Consider the following 17,153-nt stretch of genomic DNA (forward strand, 5'->3'; position numbering starts at 1 on the left):
GGCTAGAAATTCATTTTTTCGCGAAATTGCTCCAGTCCAGCTTTCTGGGCCTTGATGGCTGCCGGGATATACTTTTCCGCCGGAACATTGCTTACTTCGGCGATGACCTTTTGTATTAATTCCTTGCCGTCTTCCCTCTTTTTCAAGCTCGTTAACTTTTCTCGAAGCGCATCAATAAATTTGTCTCCGTATCTCAAATACGCGTCTAACATGACAAATCGGGCTCCGCCAGGCCTATCGAAATTCAGCCAGATTCTGCGATCTCGGTTAACACTTTCGCCCTTCCGGTTTTCGCCTTCGTGCCAATTGAGAAGATCTAGATCTTTGCCTAATACGTTTTTGGAGTTAGCGAATTGCTGGGTCAGGTAAAGATCGTAGACTTCTTTGAAACCGTATCGCTTCACCGTGACTACGTCATTGAGGAAGTGGCAAATAACCGGATCGAACCAATCGCGATCTTTAACCCGATACTTCCTCTCCTTGAAATAATTGATCAGTTCCGATGAGAAGGCGGTCCGGAATCGAGTCGATCTCCGAGCCACCCACGTAAATGGATCATACAAGTGGCTGAGGTTCTCGACGATTTGCTTCTGCAATCGTTCGATTTGCTCCTCAGCGTTTTCTTTTCTGGATACGATCATCGGGTAAGAAACAGTCACTTCACTGAAGTCTCCTGGCTGAACGTACTGACCAAGCCCTCTGCCCCCGACCATAATGTGGAACCCCTTGTTCGTCTCCAAGTTTAAGCCCTGAAGCTTTTCGACCATTTGGACATTAGTGTTCAACTGACCGTTATTCCATCTTGTAACCTGGACGGTGTTTACATTCCATTCGGTCAAAACTCGCCGCTCCCAAGACTGAGTGTCCGGATTGAATTGAATGTTCTTGGCCCACTTGTTGTCCGGCAGTTCCTCGTCGAGGTATTCCTTTTCCCAGACGACCAATTCCGTAATCTGAAAGAAGGGCTCTTTATCCAGCCTCTGCAGAATCGCTTTTTCTCTCACCATCCATCGTGATCGGTCCATTGAGAATCGTGTAATCCCAAAGGATTCTGCCAAGGCGGCAAGCTCTCGATCGTGCTGAACGCCTTGAGAAAGGTAGAAATTCATGTAACGGGCCTCCAGTTCAAGAAGCTTTACATGGAGCCCACCCATGATTTGGGGAAAGCTGGAATGGATCGCCTTAACAACCGCATTGTCTGAATGGTAGGCTTGGCCTGTCAGACCATCGATCACATCGATATCGCCGCCGTATTTCACGTAGGTATCCAAGGTAATAAAAAACTCGGGATCTTCGGAAATTCTGGACCCAGATAAGGCGGATTGGGCTTCGATGACAGGCGGACTAATTGAAAGTAGAACTGCGGTCGCGCTAGCGAACCCAATTGCAACACTAAATCGGCTATTTTTCATAGAACTCAGATGGTAAATTTAGAGGTTAAATGAGTTGGAAACCTAGATAGAAAAAAGGCGAACGCATTGATCCCTACCGAGCAAGCCAAATTTGGAGTGTCATAAAATTGCCTTGTCCGAACAGGTGCTAATTCCGCCATAAAACAGCCCGTTTACGTAATCTCGAAAGGGCCAGAGCAGCTTAGATTTCAATATTGTTAAAAACTGTAAAAGGTTCAAGATTCGTTAGTCAGTCTCTCTTTCGTTTCAAAACCGTATCCCAAGGTGCCATTCCAAAGGCTTCACCATAGGGGCCCAGAACGCCCTATTTCTTCTGCCAAGGGATCTCTCCAGCTTCCTGAATATGAAGCATCAGTGCTGCTCCTAGTTCGGCAGTGATTTTTCGATCATCCACGGGCGTGGTTTCCAACGGGTCGTCATCCAAGTTGTACAGCTCCATGGGAGCGAAGGACGTGCTCTGCTCGAGTTTCCACGGACCACGACGCACCGCATAATAGGCACGGCCTTGATAGCCAGTGGCCCCTCCTTCCCTTCTTACCCAGAACAAGGTGCGATCGTTCAAACCCGAATCATCTCCTTGCATCAGGAACGGTAAGAGTGACACCCCGTCGGTTTCATGTTTCACGGGGATCCCTGCGAGATCGCAAAGCGTAGGATAGAAATCCATGGTTATGCCAATTGTATCCACTCTTCCGGCACGTATATGCCCAGGCCAGTTAACACAGGTAGGTACGCGAATGCCTCCTTCCCAGTGGTCTTGTTTGGCACCACGCAGTTTTCCGTTTGACTGGAAATAATTGGCAGCACCTCCATTGTCTGAGCTGAAGACGATCAGAGTATTGTCCCTCAGCCCGCTGGCCTCGAGCCCATCCAGCACGCGACCAATGTGGTAATCAGTATGCTCGATGAAGGCCACGTTTTTGGCACGGCCTTCGGACAGTTCAGGCTTCTCCTTTTTCGTCCGCTCCAGCCAGTCATCGGGAGGCTGAATAGGGAAATGCGGCGCGTTATAGGGCAGATAGAGAAAGAAGGGGTCCTTTTTCCCTTTTCGGGATTCGAAGTATTCGATCGCCCAATCAGAGAACAATTCCGTCGCATGGCCCACAGGGTCGATTTCCTTGCGGTTGTAGCGCATCCAGTTCACGCCCCCTCGACGGTGATTGTAGTAGTCGTCCATCATATCGCCTAGGAATCCGTGAAAGAAATCAAAGCCTCGATCATTGGGGATGTTGGGAGACTCATAACCTAAGTGCCACTTCCCCACCATTGCGGTATGATAGCCCGCCTTCTTCAACATCTGCGGAAGGGTAATCGCGTTCGGATCCAAATACCCCCAGCTATTAGCGGCGTTTTGGCGAATGACTCCTGGAACGCCGACCTTATCGGGATAGCACCCTGTCATCAACGAAGCCCGAGTAGGCGAACACACCGTGCAATTGGAGTAAAACTGATCGAACCGGAGGCTCTCTGCCATCAGGGCATCGATGCGGGGGGAGTCCAGATCCGTGGCGCCGTACGATGAAAGGTCTCCGTAGCCCAAATCGTCGAGGAGGATAAACAGCATATTGGGCTTATTAGCGGTTTGACCCATTGCGATTGAAGCCAAGATGAGACCAAGGAAGAGGGAACCAATACTACGGGATATGCGCATGATCGTTAACCCTTTCCGACGCGCAACAGATGGCAAGACCATAAGAAGTGCGGAAAGTGTCCGAAATACTCGAGTATCTTGCAATATACAGTTAAAGGACTCAACTTGTCACGATTGAGGATTAGAACCCAAATTACACCACTTCGAGACTGATGAACATCGCATTCTCAAAACACATTTCCCGCCGCTCTTTCCTGAAAGGCGCAGGCGTCTGCCTCGCCCTTCCTTACCTGGAGGCAATGACACCCGCTTTCGCCATCGCCAAGAGCCCGCCGAATCCCAAGAGGTTTGTCGCCGTCGGAAACTCGTTCGGGATGTACCAGCCCGCCTTTTTTCCCGAGACATTAGGGTCCAACTTCGATTTCCCCCAGCTTCTCAACCCGCTCAAGCCCCTCAAGCAGGACTTCACGATATTCTCCGGACTCGATCACGGTCTGACAGGGGGACATTTCGGCGTGCATTCTTTCCTCTCAGGTGTTCTCAGCGTAGATGCGAAAAACATGCCTGATGGCAACATCAGCCTTGATCAGCGCATCGCAGAATCGCTGGGCCACGAGACGCGTTTTCCCTCGCTTACGGTGGGCTCGGAAAGCGGGCTTCACAATGGTTGCCAAATGTCGTGGACCCGATCAGGTGTTCGGGTTCCGCCGATCAGTGACCCAAGCAAACTTTTTGATACTCTATTTGTGGAGGATTCCTCCGAAGGGAAACGTTCCGCTGCCAAACGGTCAGCCCTAAAGAAATCGATACTCGACTCCGTTCAAGATGACGCCAAGAGCCTCGCTCAACGGGTTGGCAATCGCGATCGCGAAAAACTGGACGAATACTTCACCGCGGTTCGTGACGCGGAACGAGCTGTCGTGCAAAACAGTCGCTGGATCGACGTGCCCAAACCCACCGCGCCAATCGACCGACCGGATAACAATGGCATTGTGCAGGATCTGCCGACGCTCTACGATTTGATACTGCTAGCCCTAGAAACTGACTCCACCCGCATCGCAACACTTGAGATCTCAAGTGAAGGATTCGACACTTCTGCATTGGGAGTTTCGGGCGGCTACCATTCTATTTCCCACCACGGAAAGCAGCCCGGCAAGATTCGAGACTTGATCACCCTTGAGCAGCATCAGACCGAACAGTTCGCCCGATTCCTGCAACAACTGGGATCTAAGCAGGAATCCGATCATACCGAGTCATTGCTCAGCGACACCGTGGTCCTCTTTGGCTCCGGTATGGGCAACGCCAATTCCCATACGAACACCAATCTACCTATCATGGTAGCTGGGGGCGGATTCCGACATGGGCAGCATCTTTCGTTTCTGGATAAAGGGCGCCGAGGAGCTCCCTTATCAAACCTCTACCTTTCCATCTTGAACAGGCTGGGCATTGAGTCTGACTACTTTGCGACAAGCACCGGCACGCTTCGAGATTTTCAAAGTGTTTAGAAATCCATTCCCAGATTTTGCGATGGCTGCGGTTAGACTTACAGTCGTGGGCATTTTCCTTTGCACCGCTCTCCTTCCCCGTCTTCGGTGTGAGTCCCAGCAGGTAGCGCTCGATCTGGAATCGGAGCTCCAGCCTTATCTTGAGAGCTACTGCATTAGCTGCCACGGCGAGAAGAAACAGAAAGGAGACCGGCGTTGGGACACCTTAAAACTTCCCATCACCGACACCCTCACGCTCCTCCATGTTCAGGAAATCCTCGACATTCTCAATCTCGGAGAAATGCCACCCATCGAGGAGGAGGAACAACCGAGCGCCAGTGAAACTAAACGTATCGTCGAATTGCTTACGTCCACGTTGGATGAGCACTATGCAACACTTAAGAGCACTGGCCAGCAAACGGTGTTCAGGCGTCTTAATCATAGAGAATATCGTAATACGATTCGAGATTTGCTGCATATTGATACCACAAGTTTCGATCCAACCCAGTCGTTTCCTCGAGACCAAACGGACCACCACCTTGACACCATCGGAGACCAGCTAGTCACCTCAGCCTATTTATTGGACCAATACCTCGAGGCAGCCGATCAGATCATTGAAAAGGTCTTTGCCGATTCAGAACGGCCTCCCCAGAAAACCTATCGCTTCACGGAGAATTTTCGCCAACAGCCTGAGCTCGATGGGGCCCTGAGGGACTGGGCCAACTTTGAATTCATCGCGCTTTACGAAACGCCCCTTTCACAACGGCACGAAGGCGCTTATGCGAAGATTCACGGCTTCGAGCAAGGAGTGCCTCACGATGGATTCTACAAAATTAGAGCCAAAACGATCGCCAAAAATCGGATACACGATCACCCGGAAAGAAGAGTCTCGACCAACCAAAAGGAGCCGATTCAACTGGCGATCGTTCCTGGAGACCATCGTTATGGCGACCTAAGCCGTCCCCAGCCGATTGAACCCCAGCTCGCCCACTTCGAACTGAAAGACGACATCCTGGAATGGAAAGAGGCCACGGTCTGGCTAGACGCCGGCATCACTCCTCGATTCACTTACCCCAATGGAATGGTAGGACTGAGGGGGAATTTCGGGCCCATCGCTAATGCGATCAGCACCCAGGCAAATCGGGAAATCAAAAACGTAGACTTTTCCGATCGCCGACTGATCGCAATGAAATACGGAGAACTCCCCCACATTCAAATACACGAGGTCGAGATTACAGGTCCTATCTACGACAGTTGGCCTTCTCCTTCCCAGAAGGCATTGCTGGGCGACATCCCCTTTTCCCAGGACCGAATACGGGAGCTGATTACAGATTTCTCGGCCAACGCCTATCGGCGACCAGTTGCGGATCGTGAGGTGGATGTAATAATGGAGTTCGTCGAAAACCGAGTTGATGATGGAGCTAAGCCTTTTCAGGCCTACAAAGACGCTCTTAAGCGCATTCTCTGCTCCCCTTCATTTCTCTACCTCCACGAACCCAGCGAATCCGGACAGGAAATGGACTCCTACGCACTGGCTTCGAGGCTGTCCTACTTCGTATGGTCGTCTATTCCCGACGAACCCCTGCTGCGTCACGCCGAAAATAATAGTCTCAAAAAACCCGATACACTTCGTAGCGAGATAGGTCGAATGTTGAGTGACCCGAAGTCTCAAGCATTCCTCGATAGCTTTGTCGACAGTCTCCTGACGCTAAAAGACCTTGGCACCCAGCCCCCTGACCGAAAGGCATTCCCTATCTACTACGCCCGAAATCTGAAAGAGCACATGCGTACCGAGACCCTCCTCTTTTCAAAACATATGCTCGAAGAGAATCGGCCGCTCTCCGAGTTTATTGACGCAGACTTCACGTTCATTAATGGATCGCTGGCGGAACTTTACGACTACCCGGATATTCAAGGGTCCGAATTCAAGATGACCGCAATCCCTGATAACCGTCGCTCTGGCATACTGGGCCAGGCTTCGATTCTGACTGTGACCGCAAACGGGATCGACACGTCACCGGTTGTCCGAGGCGTATGGATGCTCGAGAATCTCCTTGGCACCCCACCTTCACCACCCCCTCCCGATGTTGAGCCCTTTGATCCCGACACACGGGGAACCACATCCATTCGTCAACAGTTGGAAAAACACCGGGAAAATCCCACTTGCTATGATTGCCATCGAAAAATTGACCCGATGGGTTTCGCCTTTGAGTCTTTCGACGCGATCGGACAATGGAGAGACTCATATGCTAAGAACATTCCGGTCGATGCTTCCGGAAAGATGCCAAATGGGAGTGAGTATAATGGAATTGTCGAATTCAAGGACGTTCTCCTCGAACGAAAGACACAAATTGCCCGAGCGTTCACCTCTAAACTCATATCCTACGCCACAGGGCGTCGCATGGAGCCCGCAGACCGACCCGCGATCGACGCGATTGTGGAAGAGCTCGACCGGCGTGGCAACGGATTCTACGACCTTGTCGAGCTTGTCGTACTAAGCCGGACCTTCCAAAGCATCTGAGAAACCACGGAACGAATTCTGGGTAGCGGGCGATCTCGGGTTAACGCAACTTCCAGCCACCGCGAATGGGGCGGCTAAGCATCTTGTTGGCAGCGTCGTCGTTTATCACGCGTTCCCGTTTTGGATCCCACTCAAGCGAGTCCCGACCGAGACGGATCGCAATATTTGCCAGGTGACAAATAGAGATGGAGCGATGGCTGGCTTCGATCGGTGCCGCGGTGCGTTTTCCCGTTTCGATTCCATCGAGGAAATCTGCGATGTGATTGGTACTCTTATACACTCGGATCTCACTGTCTTGAATCCTCTCCCGGCGCAACTCGTAAGGGTTCATCTTTATCTCTCCTCGCTTAACAAAGATACTTTTGTCTCCCTCACCCTCGAACAAAATGCCCTGGGGGTTTTCGGATGTGTCGGTCACGACCATTTTCACACCGCTAGCATAAGTACATTCGAAATGAAACTTTGGCGCCGTATTGTAAATCGCGCTACTTGCTGGAAGCTCAGCCTTAATATTATCGATCCTAATGGGGCCACTTTCATCCATACCCATGGCCCATTGGGCGATATCCATGTGGTGTGCACCCCAGTCGGTGATCATGCCACCTGAATAGTCGAAATTGTGGCGCCAATTGAGCGGCAATAATGCGGGACGATAATCACGATGCGGAGCGGGTCCTTCCCATAGATCGTAGTTCAATCCGTCTGGGACGGGTTCCGCCGCTTGGCGGTCGCTCATCTGATTCCAATCGGAGTGCCCACCGGGCAATCCGATTTGGATCGTTTTCAATTTTCCGATGCGCTCGTTTTGTACGAACTCAACGGCTTCGCGAAAATAGGATTCGGAACGCTGCTGGCTACCGGTTTGCCAAGTGATCTTGTTGCGATTCACCGCTTTGACCATCTTTCGTCCTTCATCAACGGTCACCGCCAATGGTTTCTGCCCATAAACGTGCTTTTTGAGATTCGCGCAGTAGACCGCCATCACCGCATGCCAATGATCCGGTGTCGAAATATTGACTGCGTCCACATCCTCGTTGTCCAGCAAGTCGCGAAAGTCCTCATAGGCCCGACAGCCACGATAATGGGTTCTGCCTTCTGCCTCCGCATAAAACTCATTGACGATTTGCATCCCAACAAGACGCCCGCCTTCCTTTTCTCCAGCATAGCCATAACTCCCCGACTTCCGATTAGGATCGGCCATCGCCACGATTTGAGCCCGATCATCCCTCAGAAATCCTGTTACCGTACTGTGCGCGATCGTCCCAAATCCAATGCAAGCGACGTTGATCCGATTCGAAGGAGCGGGACGTTTGCCCAATCCTAAAACGCTTGAAGGGATGATCGTGGGAACGAAAATGCCGGCTGCAGAAGCCGCGATAAAATTGCGGCGAGACAAGGGGTACTTTGGCTTCATAAGGTTTGATTAAATTCTTTAGAGATACGTTTCACATGCAAGAGATAACGAGATGAGACCCTAGAACTCCCACACTTTATCGGTAAATGCAGATTGGTTCTGATAAACGTGTCAAGAGGCTAAGCTTCCCTGCGGAAATCAATAAGGACGATCCCCCGCGATGGTGGATCGCAGCATTTCCCTTCGGTATCCGTTGTAGTCATTCAAGGCAAAGTGCATCAAACTTCGATTGTCCCAAAAGGCAACCGAACCCCGCTGCCAATGAAAACGACAGGTGAAGGCTTCTAGACTCGCATGGCGAAAGAGAAACTTCAAGAGCGGTTCGCTCTCGGCACCGCTCCACCCCTTGAAGCGTAGGGTAAACGTTCCATTCACAAAAAGTCCTTTACGTCCCGTTTCGGGATGTGTCCGAACGACTGGGTGTTCCACCTCGATCAACGCCTTTTCGCTCGTTTCCACCTGCATGTTCTTCCAATTGGTTTTCGACCGTCCGTGAGGCCCGAAGGGGCCCTCCGCCGAATGAATCGCCGTGAGCCCGTCGAGCATTTCTTTCATTCCAGGCGAAAGTGTTTCGTAGGCCAGGTACTGGTTAGCAAACAACGTGTCGCCGCCGAAGGGAGGTACATCCAGGGCATAAAGCACAGAACCTAGTGCCGGGCACTCCATGTGTGTAACATCCGAATGCCACACCCCGCCAAAATTCATTCCTTCTTCATCGGCTTCTCGCACCAGACGAATCAACTCGGGATAGCCTTCCATCCCTTTCACAAAATCATGTTCATCCAGTTCACCGAACCGTCGAGAAAAGGCGATTTGCTGAGCGGGTCCCAAATTCTGGTCTCGAAAGAAGATCACCAAATGGTCCAGCAAGGCTTGTCTCAGGTCGGCGACCACCTCTTCGCTTAGCCGCTTCGAAATATCGATCCCGCTAATTTCGGCTCCCAGTGCACCCGAAACCAATTGGGCTTCAAAGCTCGAATACTGTGTTCTTCGATTGAAAGACCAGCATGATAGACTTTTATCCGGCGATTTTATTGAATTTTGTACCATGATTGTTAGGGGTCTCGTTTAAATTAAACGGTTTGGGGTTTACTCAAATAGGGTCCAAAAATGATTAAAGGCAACCTTTCTAAATTTGTCTACGAACAGTGACGATATCAAGTCGTTTAGGCTTTCCGGGAAAATCCAGATGGTCGCGTTGTACCCTTCCCCAATCGGATTGCAAAGGCGTCTTCTCCCACGCATCCTGTTGGGCCAGTTGCCAATCACCTAGTATTTCGGCCTCAAGCGTCGATGCGTCACGTATCGAATTGAGATCGAAGAGAGGAGTCGCTTTCGATCCGAAAAGCGAAAACGAAAGGAGAGGAACTAAAAGAAAAAAGGTGTGTTTCACGGAAAGGTTGATTCAAGGTAGGGCTGACGCCCCGGCGTGCCGTGCAAGTAGCTCAACCAATGCGACACGCCGGGCCGTCGTGCCCTAGCGAACAAAGCCAAAACCACCGACAGATTAGGTAATAGGACATGCTTCGCGGCTTTGAATCCATGGGGAATCAAGAACTTCATTTGATCGCTACTTTATCCTAGCTGCTAACTGATCGGGTAACGAATCCTCTGTATCCAATTCATGGGCTTTAATCGTCCTCAAAAGCCTTGCCACAATTTCGGGATGCGTTTTGGCCACATCGTAAGCCTCGGAAATGTCAGCTTCCAAGTGATAGAGCTCAGGTCCTTCCATGGGAGCCAACCTTCCGTAATTAATCGGTTCGCGCTGCAGCACATGCAGTTTCCACGGACCGGATCGGACCGCATGTAATCGGGCTCGGGCCCAATAGTAAAATGTGTCTCGCGGGCTTTTCCCTTCACCCGACAAAACCGGCGACAGGTCATAGCCGTCCATCTTTCGGTCTGCAGGAGTTTTGGTGCCCGCTAAGGCGGCAAAGGTTGGCAGCAAGTCCAGAGTAGAACCCATCTCGCTGACCGTTCCCGGTTTAACTCTGCCAGGTCCCCAGAAAATGGTTGGCACCCGCTGGCCGCCTTCAAAGGTCGTCCCCTTCCCTGCCCGCAGGGGTCCCGCGGATCCTCCGTGCGTTTTGAATGCCAGCCAAGGACCGTTGTCCGTTGTGAATACCACAATCGTATCCTTTTCGATCCCTTCGTCCTTGATCGCCTTGAGAATCTCTCCTACCCCCCAATCGATCTCTTCCAGCACGTCTCCGTACAGTCCGCGCGCACTCTTCCCCCGAAATTCCTCCGAAACAAAGAGCGGAATGTGCGGCATGGAATGAGCCAGATAGAGAAAGAAGGGCTTATCCTTATTTTCCTCTATAAAGTCGACTGCTTTCAGAGTGCACCGTTGTGTCATCGTATTCTGTTCAGCAGGACGTTCGATCACGTCCAAATTCTCCAGCAACGGAACATTATAGTTTTTGATATCCGGATAAAAGTTAGGGTTACCTACCCCCTTTCTGTAATTGGGCACCCCTTTAACAAAGTCCATATCATTTGAATACGGTATTCCGTAATAGGAATCGAAACCATGTTCCATGGGCAAATACTGCGGCAAATGCCCGAGATGCCATTTCCCGATTGCCGCGGTGGCGTAATCTTTCTCCTTTAACACTTCCGCGATCGTGATTTCGCTGGCGGGTAGGCCGCCCGCAGAATCGGGAAAAAGAACGACCCTCTCGCCTGAAGTCATTCCATTTCGGATCGGATATCGACCCGTAAGCAAAGCCGCACGGCTCGGAGTACAAACGGGATCCGCTACATAGAATTGAGTCCACTTTTGACCTTGGGAGGCCATTCGATCCAAGTTGGGGGTCTTTATGGTAGGATTGCCAAAACAACCGAGATCACCGTATCCAAAATCGTCACAAAAAATGACGACGAAATTGGGAGACCGGCCATCTAGACTCAATAGATTAAGAACGGACAGCAGAATTAGGAGTTTTTTCATGAGGAACCGGGTAAAATTATTGCGAGGTATTAAAAAAGGAGTCCTACAAACGGTAGTTACCTCGTGGCCTAAGTCTATTGGACATAGTGAATTCGGATATCAAAACTAGCCTAATTACCCAGTTTCCCTGCAGGACGACGGTTTGCTCCTTCTCGTTCCCCATCGCCCAGATCCTGGCGGGCTTTCTCCCCTAGCGCTTCCAGCTCACGGGCCACTTCTGGGTAGTGAGCTAGGAGATTTCTCGTTTCGCCCACATCCGTTTCCAAGTGGAAAAGAGACTTTTCGATCGTACGCCTACCATACTGGCCATGGATACCGTCTGCTCCAGGAGGTCCGGGTACGGAGTAGGTATGCGGATAGACGAGTTTCCATGGGCCCTTACGGACAGCTCGCAAGTTTTTCCCCCCATAATAATAAAGGGTTTCGCGGAGAGCCGATTTCGGCTCTTCCCCAAAAATAAGCGGCCGTATGTCTTTTCCATCGATAATTCGTTTGGCGGGCAACTCAACCCTTGCAAGGGCCGCTACCGTGGGAAGGAGATCCATGGTCGCGGTCAAGGCATTACAGTCGCGTCCCGCTGGAATCGTCCCCGGCCAGCGCATGATGCATGGCACGCGGAAGCCGCCTTCGAACTGCGTCCCCTTGCCTTCGCGCAACGGGCCCACCGACCCCCCATGATTTCCATAGAGCAGCCACGGTCCATTGTCTGAGGTGAACACTACCAGCGTCTTCTCATCGATTCCCGTTCGCTGCAAGGCGTCCAGAATTTGGCCAACGCTCCAATCGATTTCCGAAATGATATCGCCATATACGGTCGGCGTCTTTCCCGCGTATTTATCCGACGCATACAGGGGTACATGCGGCATCGCATGCGGCAGGTAGATGAAGAATGCGTGGTCCTTGTTTTTTTCGATAAAGGAAACCGTCCGCTCGGTATACCAAGTCGTGAGGTGAACCTGATCTTTAGGAAGGATGGCTGGGTTCAGGATCGTCTCGCCCTCCATTAAGGGCAGATCGGGAAAATTGTAGCGCGGATCGGGATGATACGGCCACATGTCATTTGAGTAAGGCAGGCCAAACCATTCATCGAAGCCCTGGCTTGTGGGGAGGAACTCCGGCTTATGTCCAAGGTGCCACTTTCCATACATCGCCGTCGCATATCCAGACTGCTTCACGATTTCCGCGATCGTCACCTCATCGGGATTCAATCCCGTCGCGGAACGTGGGCTAAAGTTTCCCGGCACTCCGACTCGCAATGGATAGCATCCTGTCATCAATGCCGAGCGAGAGGGACTGCACACCGATACCCCCACATGAAAATCGGTAAAACGCATCCCCTCTTCCGCCATGCGATCAAGGTTCGGGGTCTCGTACCCCTCCGCTCCAAACGGACCAATGTCGGCGTAACCCATGTCGTCGCAGAAAATGATAATTACATTTGGCTTCTCTTGAGCTGAGAGAAGCGTCGAAGACAGAAACGTTAGCAGGCAGATGAGAGGCGTTTTCATTCCGCTGACTCCATTTTCTCGACCTGCACGGGACTCGCAAGATAGGCCACCAGAGCCGCCACATCATCTTCCGGAATTGCGTCGAAGAGACCCGCTGGCATCATGGATTGCTCAAGAACCGTTCGCTCCTTGATTTCGCTCACCTGAATTCGGGATGTGGCCCCGCCAGCCATGGCGATTTCAATAATTTGATCATCCTTGCTGGAAACCATTCCGCTAATCGAACGCCCATCTATCGTAGTGATCACATTCAACTGATAGGCATCCCCGACAATCGAATTGGGTGCCAGCACGTTTTCGAGAATGTAGTCTAGATTGGCTCGATTGGAACCCGTTAAATCAGGTCCGAGAGCAACCCCCTCGTCGAATAGCGTGTGACAAGCCCCACAAGTACTGGCAAACACATGACGTCCATAGGACAAATCGACCCGACTCAGCCACTCAGGAGTCAATGCGTACTTCCAGCGACGGATCTGCCGGGGAATATCGGAAGGGGTGGGCTTAATTTCTCCCCAAATTGAATTCATGCGTTCATCGATTCGAGCGTCTCGGTGAGATCTCATCTGTCTCATGAGCACGGGCGAAACAAGCGAAGACGCCACTTTCCCAAACTGAATTGAATCGAGCAGCAAGATCGTTGTATCCGCTCTGGAACCCAGCAGATTGATTCCTTCGTTTCTCAGGTCTAAGGGGAAATTAGGCAGGGCCATAACCAAGTTCCCCGCCGTTTCCAGATCCAGATACATTTTCAAGGCCTTGAGCGCCGGGCCGCGAAATTCGGGATCAGACAATAACGAAGCCGCGACATCGCCCACGTCCGAATCGCCCCCGAGCTGAAGCAATTCCAATGCTTCCGTCCTTAAACGCGGCAATCGACTTCCATCCGCTAGAACACCTCTCCAATAGGGAAACGCATCTTCATCACCCAGTCGGGCTCGAATGTGCAGGATCATTATATCCACTTGGTCATTATCCAGATTACGGCCACTGGCGATAAAGGTCGCTAATGATTCAGGTTGCTCCAAGTTCGTTTGCTCACCTAAAGCAGTGAGAAACTGACGGCACCGATCGATAAACTGGGCAGGAGATACTGAGCTTGAGACATGGGCCAAAAGCTCGTTCCGTCCGCGCTCGAAAGCTGCTGCCCTTCGTTGCGTAAACGCACCCAACTCGCTCCAAGCCGATTGGTCCGTAATTTCGATCGCTTTGGCGGGCGACTCAGTAATCAATGGTTCTGTCCCATACCAGACGAGCAAGGGAATATTCTGGTCGTTCACATCTACCAGTCGCGATGAAAGCGCCTCCACTAGTCCCCATCTCTGCTTCTGGGGAATTCGTTGCAAGGCTGCTGCCAAGTACCGGCGAACTACCGGCGATTTCTCGTTCCTCGCCATCTCCACAAATTGGCCCAGGATTCTATTTTCCAGCCTCGAACTCGATTCCGTTATAAACTGGACGGCCCAGCTGCGGACAAACTCATCGCTGTCTCGAAGCAGCGAATACATTTCATTTGGACTAATCAATTCGCAAACTTGCATCGTCCACAGCGACCGAAGACGAACGCTTCTGGATGGATGATTATTTAAGAGGTCCTTGAGCACCTTTGCGACGTATGTTTCATCCAGATTTTCCGAGTGGGCTCGTTCTTGCAATAATCGCTGAGCCTGCCGTGCCATAAAGGCATTATCATTAGACAAATGCTTGACTAGCTGCTGATCGGATGCGCTGGGCAATTCTATCTTCGTCGTCGCCTTTTCCCCGTAACGAATACGAAAAATCCGCCCATCCGTCCGGTCCCATATGTGGGGATCGCGGTGATGACAGGTTTGCGGATCATGCCAGTCAGACGCATACACGGCCCCATCGGGTCCTTGCATGAGAGCGACCCCGATGAAGGCATGATCATTGGCCAAAGCAAAATCTAGGGAGTGGCGAATAATGTGTCCCGAACCGTCTTTCTCGGGCGTTTCCCGCACGATTCGATGCCCATGCAAATTATGGAATAAAGAATCACCCCGGTACTCCTCGGGAAACGTCTCCGCTTGATAGATGACCAGTCCACAATGAGCGTGTCCGCCCCCTAGCGCTGAGGTATCCGCCGCTTTTTCGCGCTGCAAAGCCCGATCCACCCTACCGTCGCCCTTCATCGAAGCGAAGGTGCCATCGCCGTAATGCAGATGATCTGAGATGGTCTCAATATCGTCGTAAACATAGGGGTTAAAATGCTGTCCGGCCTGACGAAAATAGCGCCCGCCTTGAGTAATCTGATAGTAGTGAGGTATAACACACGCGGTTGCGAACCAGTCTCCGTTTTCATCAAAATCTAACCCCCACGGATTGCTGGTTCCCCAGGCAAAGACCTCGAACTCGTGGCGCGTCGGGTGGTAGCGCCAAATACCGGCGTTGATGGGATCCCGCTCTGCTTCGGGCGTTCCGGGTTTGCCCACTTTCGAGTGCGTGAACACGCCGTGGCAGCCATAAAGCCAACCGTCCGGCCCCCAGGTAAAACTGTTTAGTGTCTCGTGCGTGTCCTCATAGCCCCAGCCGTCCAGCAGGATCTCAGGAACGCCATCAGGCACATCGTCGCCGTTAGCATCCGGGATAAAGAGCAAATAGGGAGCTGCCCCTATCCACACACCACCAAATCCAACTTCAATTCCACTCACCAAATTGAGGTTTTCCATGAAGGTTTTTTTCGTTTCAAAATCGCCATCGCCATCCTGGTCCTCGAAGATTAGGATTCGGTCGTCTCCCTTTTCGCCTAGGGATCGCTGCGGATACGTTTTTCCTTCCACTGCCCAAATACGTCCACGAGCGTCGAAACACATGGCGATGGGCTGGAATATATCTGGTTCCGAGGCGATCAAATCAACGTGGAACCCTTCCGGCACCTCCATCTTGCGGGCCGCTTCTTCAGGGCCCAGACTGTCCGCCCATTCCGTATCGGGGCGTCCCCCGGGCACTTTCCAAAGGATAGGAGCCTTCGTCATCATGTCCGCTTTTTGAAAATGAATACTGACCCCTTTCTTGCTCGCGCTCACAACATCGAGGAGCTGGTCCCCATTCAAATCTTCTACAAGCACGTCCACGCCGACCCCGCTCCCATTGTCGATTCGATAAGGTACGAACTCCACGCTATCGCTAGAGCGGACGCATTGGAACCAGTAAAGCACGGGTTCCTGGTTGTTGCCCGGATCTTTGCCGTAGTGAGCGTGCCACCGTTTGCCGGTTACAATGTCCTTCAAACCGTCTCCATCGATGTCCTTGAGCTCGACCGCGTGCAACTGGCTAAAAGCGACCCCGTAAGGATTCTGGGCTGAGCTTTCCCCTATAATATCGTGGCGCTCAAACGCAGTCGAACCACCGCTGCCTCGAGTCTGCCGAAACCAAGCCAGTCCGTATCCATGGCCATTCAGCGAGGTAACGATGTCGTTAAGACCGTCCCCATCGACATCGTGAACATGGATCTGGGCCCCACCGCGCTCGTATGGCTCCGATACCCAGGGCCGTTTTTTCCAGCTTCCGCTCGACCGACTCGTACCCGGGTTTTCCCACCACGAGTATCGATCGATGACATCCAGATCCCCGTCTCCATCAATATCGCCTGTTCCTAACCCGTGACCGAACCTGGGCACCGTCTCGCCCGCCTCAGAAACCGGATTCCATTTCCAGGGTTCAGTCGGGTCCGTACCCGCTTCATAATAGCCAAAAGCACGGTCGTTGGAACAGACGATTTCCGGAAGTCCGCCTGGAACGATATCAACAAAATCAGGAGATTCGTGGCTAATCTGATCCGCAATGACCACCATTTCCCAATCGCTCGTGCTGGCCGGATCACCAGAATTCAAATACAAACGAGCCTCTTTCCCGGGAAACCCGTACACCAGAACATCATTGTCGCCATCGCCGTCAATGTCGTGTACGTAACAAAAGAAATTATCAGAGTATTTTCGAACATCGAAGGGTTCCGCTTTGTAAACGGTGTATCGCTCTACGAAGCTGGGTCCTTTCCACCAATAAGGACCACTCACGAGATCCCCTCTCCCATCGCCGTCAATATCGCCAAAACCTGCTCCTTCGGCAAAGAAATCGTCGTGCAGGGTCAGCTTTTTCCAACCGGGGTTTTCAGAGGCCTGAACCGTTTTCAAAAAGCCCGAAAGGCAAAGTGTTAAAGTGAGAGCCGCTTTGAGTACGAGCGAGGGGCGGGGGTAATCTAACATAAGAAGGAAAGTATTGAATACTTGAATCAATGAATATTCCGATTGGC

The 17,153-nt window shown here is 51.7% G+C and carries 10 protein-coding genes; 2 read left to right on the forward strand and 8 right to left on the reverse strand.

Annotation, left to right across the window (positions count from 1 at the left end):
- Positions 1-2: 2 nt before the first annotated feature.
- On the reverse strand, positions 3-1,412 hold the full coding sequence (locus GA004_RS09755; protein ID WP_283393669.1) for a hypothetical protein: 1,410 nt from the start codon (positions 1,410-1,412) through the stop codon (positions 3-5).
- Between the two features lie 304 nt (positions 1,413-1,716).
- Positions 1,717-3,063, reverse strand: a complete 1,347-nt coding sequence (locus GA004_RS09760) for a sulfatase family protein (RefSeq protein ID WP_283393670.1) — start codon at positions 3,061-3,063, stop codon at positions 1,717-1,719.
- Positions 3,064-3,215: 152 nt separating this feature from the next.
- Here GA004_RS09760 and GA004_RS09765 point away from each other — a divergent pair, with 152 nt between their 5' ends.
- Both GA004_RS09765 and GA004_RS09770 read left to right on the forward strand, forming a co-directional pair.
- Positions 3,216-4,508: a DUF1552 domain-containing protein gene (locus tag GA004_RS09765; RefSeq protein WP_283393671.1), complete on the forward strand. Its 1,293-nt coding sequence runs from the start codon at positions 3,216-3,218 to the stop codon at positions 4,506-4,508.
- Positions 4,509-4,530: 22 nt separating this feature from the next.
- Positions 4,531-7,008 (forward strand): DUF1592 domain-containing protein, encoded by a 2,478-nt coding sequence (locus tag GA004_RS09770; RefSeq protein WP_283393672.1) that lies wholly within the window; start codon positions 4,531-4,533, stop codon positions 7,006-7,008.
- A 40-nt stretch (positions 7,009-7,048) separates the two neighbouring features.
- Here the strand turns inward: GA004_RS09770 and GA004_RS09775 are convergent, their stop codons facing one another.
- From GA004_RS09775 to GA004_RS09800, 6 genes are all read right to left on the reverse strand, one after another.
- Positions 7,049-8,422 carry a Gfo/Idh/MocA family protein gene (locus tag GA004_RS09775; protein WP_283393673.1) on the reverse strand — a complete coding sequence of 458 codons (1,374 nt, stop codon included), beginning with the start codon at positions 8,420-8,422 and terminating at the stop codon, positions 7,049-7,051.
- Between the two features lie 138 nt (positions 8,423-8,560).
- Entirely contained in the window at positions 8,561-9,472 is a 912-nt protein-coding gene (locus GA004_RS09780; protein WP_283393674.1) for a TauD/TfdA dioxygenase family protein, read from the reverse strand.
- A 79-nt stretch (positions 9,473-9,551) separates the two neighbouring features.
- Entirely contained in the window at positions 9,552-9,815 is a 264-nt protein-coding gene (locus GA004_RS09785) for a hypothetical protein (RefSeq protein WP_283393675.1), read from the reverse strand.
- Positions 9,816-9,992: 177 nt separating this feature from the next.
- Positions 9,993-11,378 (reverse strand): sulfatase family protein, encoded by a 1,386-nt coding sequence (locus GA004_RS09790; protein ID WP_283393676.1) that lies wholly within the window; start codon positions 11,376-11,378, stop codon positions 9,993-9,995.
- Positions 11,379-11,488: 110 nt separating this feature from the next.
- Complete coding sequence (locus GA004_RS09795; protein ID WP_283393677.1) at positions 11,489-12,886, reverse strand: sulfatase family protein; 1,398 nt, start codon at positions 12,884-12,886, stop codon at positions 11,489-11,491.
- A complete protein-coding gene (locus GA004_RS09800; protein ID WP_283393678.1) occupies positions 12,883-17,106 on the reverse strand; it encodes a PVC-type heme-binding CxxCH protein in 4,224 nt (1,407 codons plus the stop codon). The genes GA004_RS09795 and GA004_RS09800 overlap by 4 nt, the downstream gene beginning before the upstream one ends.
- Positions 17,107-17,153 lie beyond the last annotated feature (47 nt).

The organism is Candidatus Pelagisphaera phototrophica, assembly GCF_014529625.1.
GTDB lineage: Bacteria > Verrucomicrobiota > Verrucomicrobiia > Opitutales > Opitutaceae > Pelagisphaera > Pelagisphaera phototrophica.

Bases quoted from the DNA above. Each gene is read 5' to 3' on its own strand.
- GA004_RS09755 (WP_283393669.1), bottom strand. From the start codon at position 1,412: ATGAAAAATAGCCGATTTAGTGTTGCAATTGGGTTCGCTAGCGCGACC.
- GA004_RS09760 (WP_283393670.1), bottom strand. From the start codon at position 3,063: ATGCGCATATCCCGTAGTATTGGTTCCCTCTTCCTTGGTCTCATCTTG.
- GA004_RS09765 (WP_283393671.1), top strand. From the start codon at position 3,216: ATGAACATCGCATTCTCAAAACACATTTCCCGCCGCTCTTTCCTGAAA.
- GA004_RS09770 (WP_283393672.1), top strand. From the start codon at position 4,531: ATGGCTGCGGTTAGACTTACAGTCGTGGGCATTTTCCTTTGCACCGCT.
- GA004_RS09775 (WP_283393673.1), bottom strand. From the start codon at position 8,422: ATGAAGCCAAAGTACCCCTTGTCTCGCCGCAATTTTATCGCGGCTTCT.
- GA004_RS09780 (WP_283393674.1), bottom strand. From the start codon at position 9,472: ATGGTACAAAATTCAATAAAATCGCCGGATAAAAGTCTATCATGCTGG.
- GA004_RS09790 (WP_283393676.1), bottom strand. From the start codon at position 11,378: ATGAAAAAACTCCTAATTCTGCTGTCCGTTCTTAATCTATTGAGTCTA.
- GA004_RS09795 (WP_283393677.1), bottom strand. From the start codon at position 12,886: ATGAAAACGCCTCTCATCTGCCTGCTAACGTTTCTGTCTTCGACGCTT.
- GA004_RS09800 (WP_283393678.1), bottom strand. From the start codon at position 17,106: ATGTTAGATTACCCCCGCCCCTCGCTCGTACTCAAAGCGGCTCTCACT.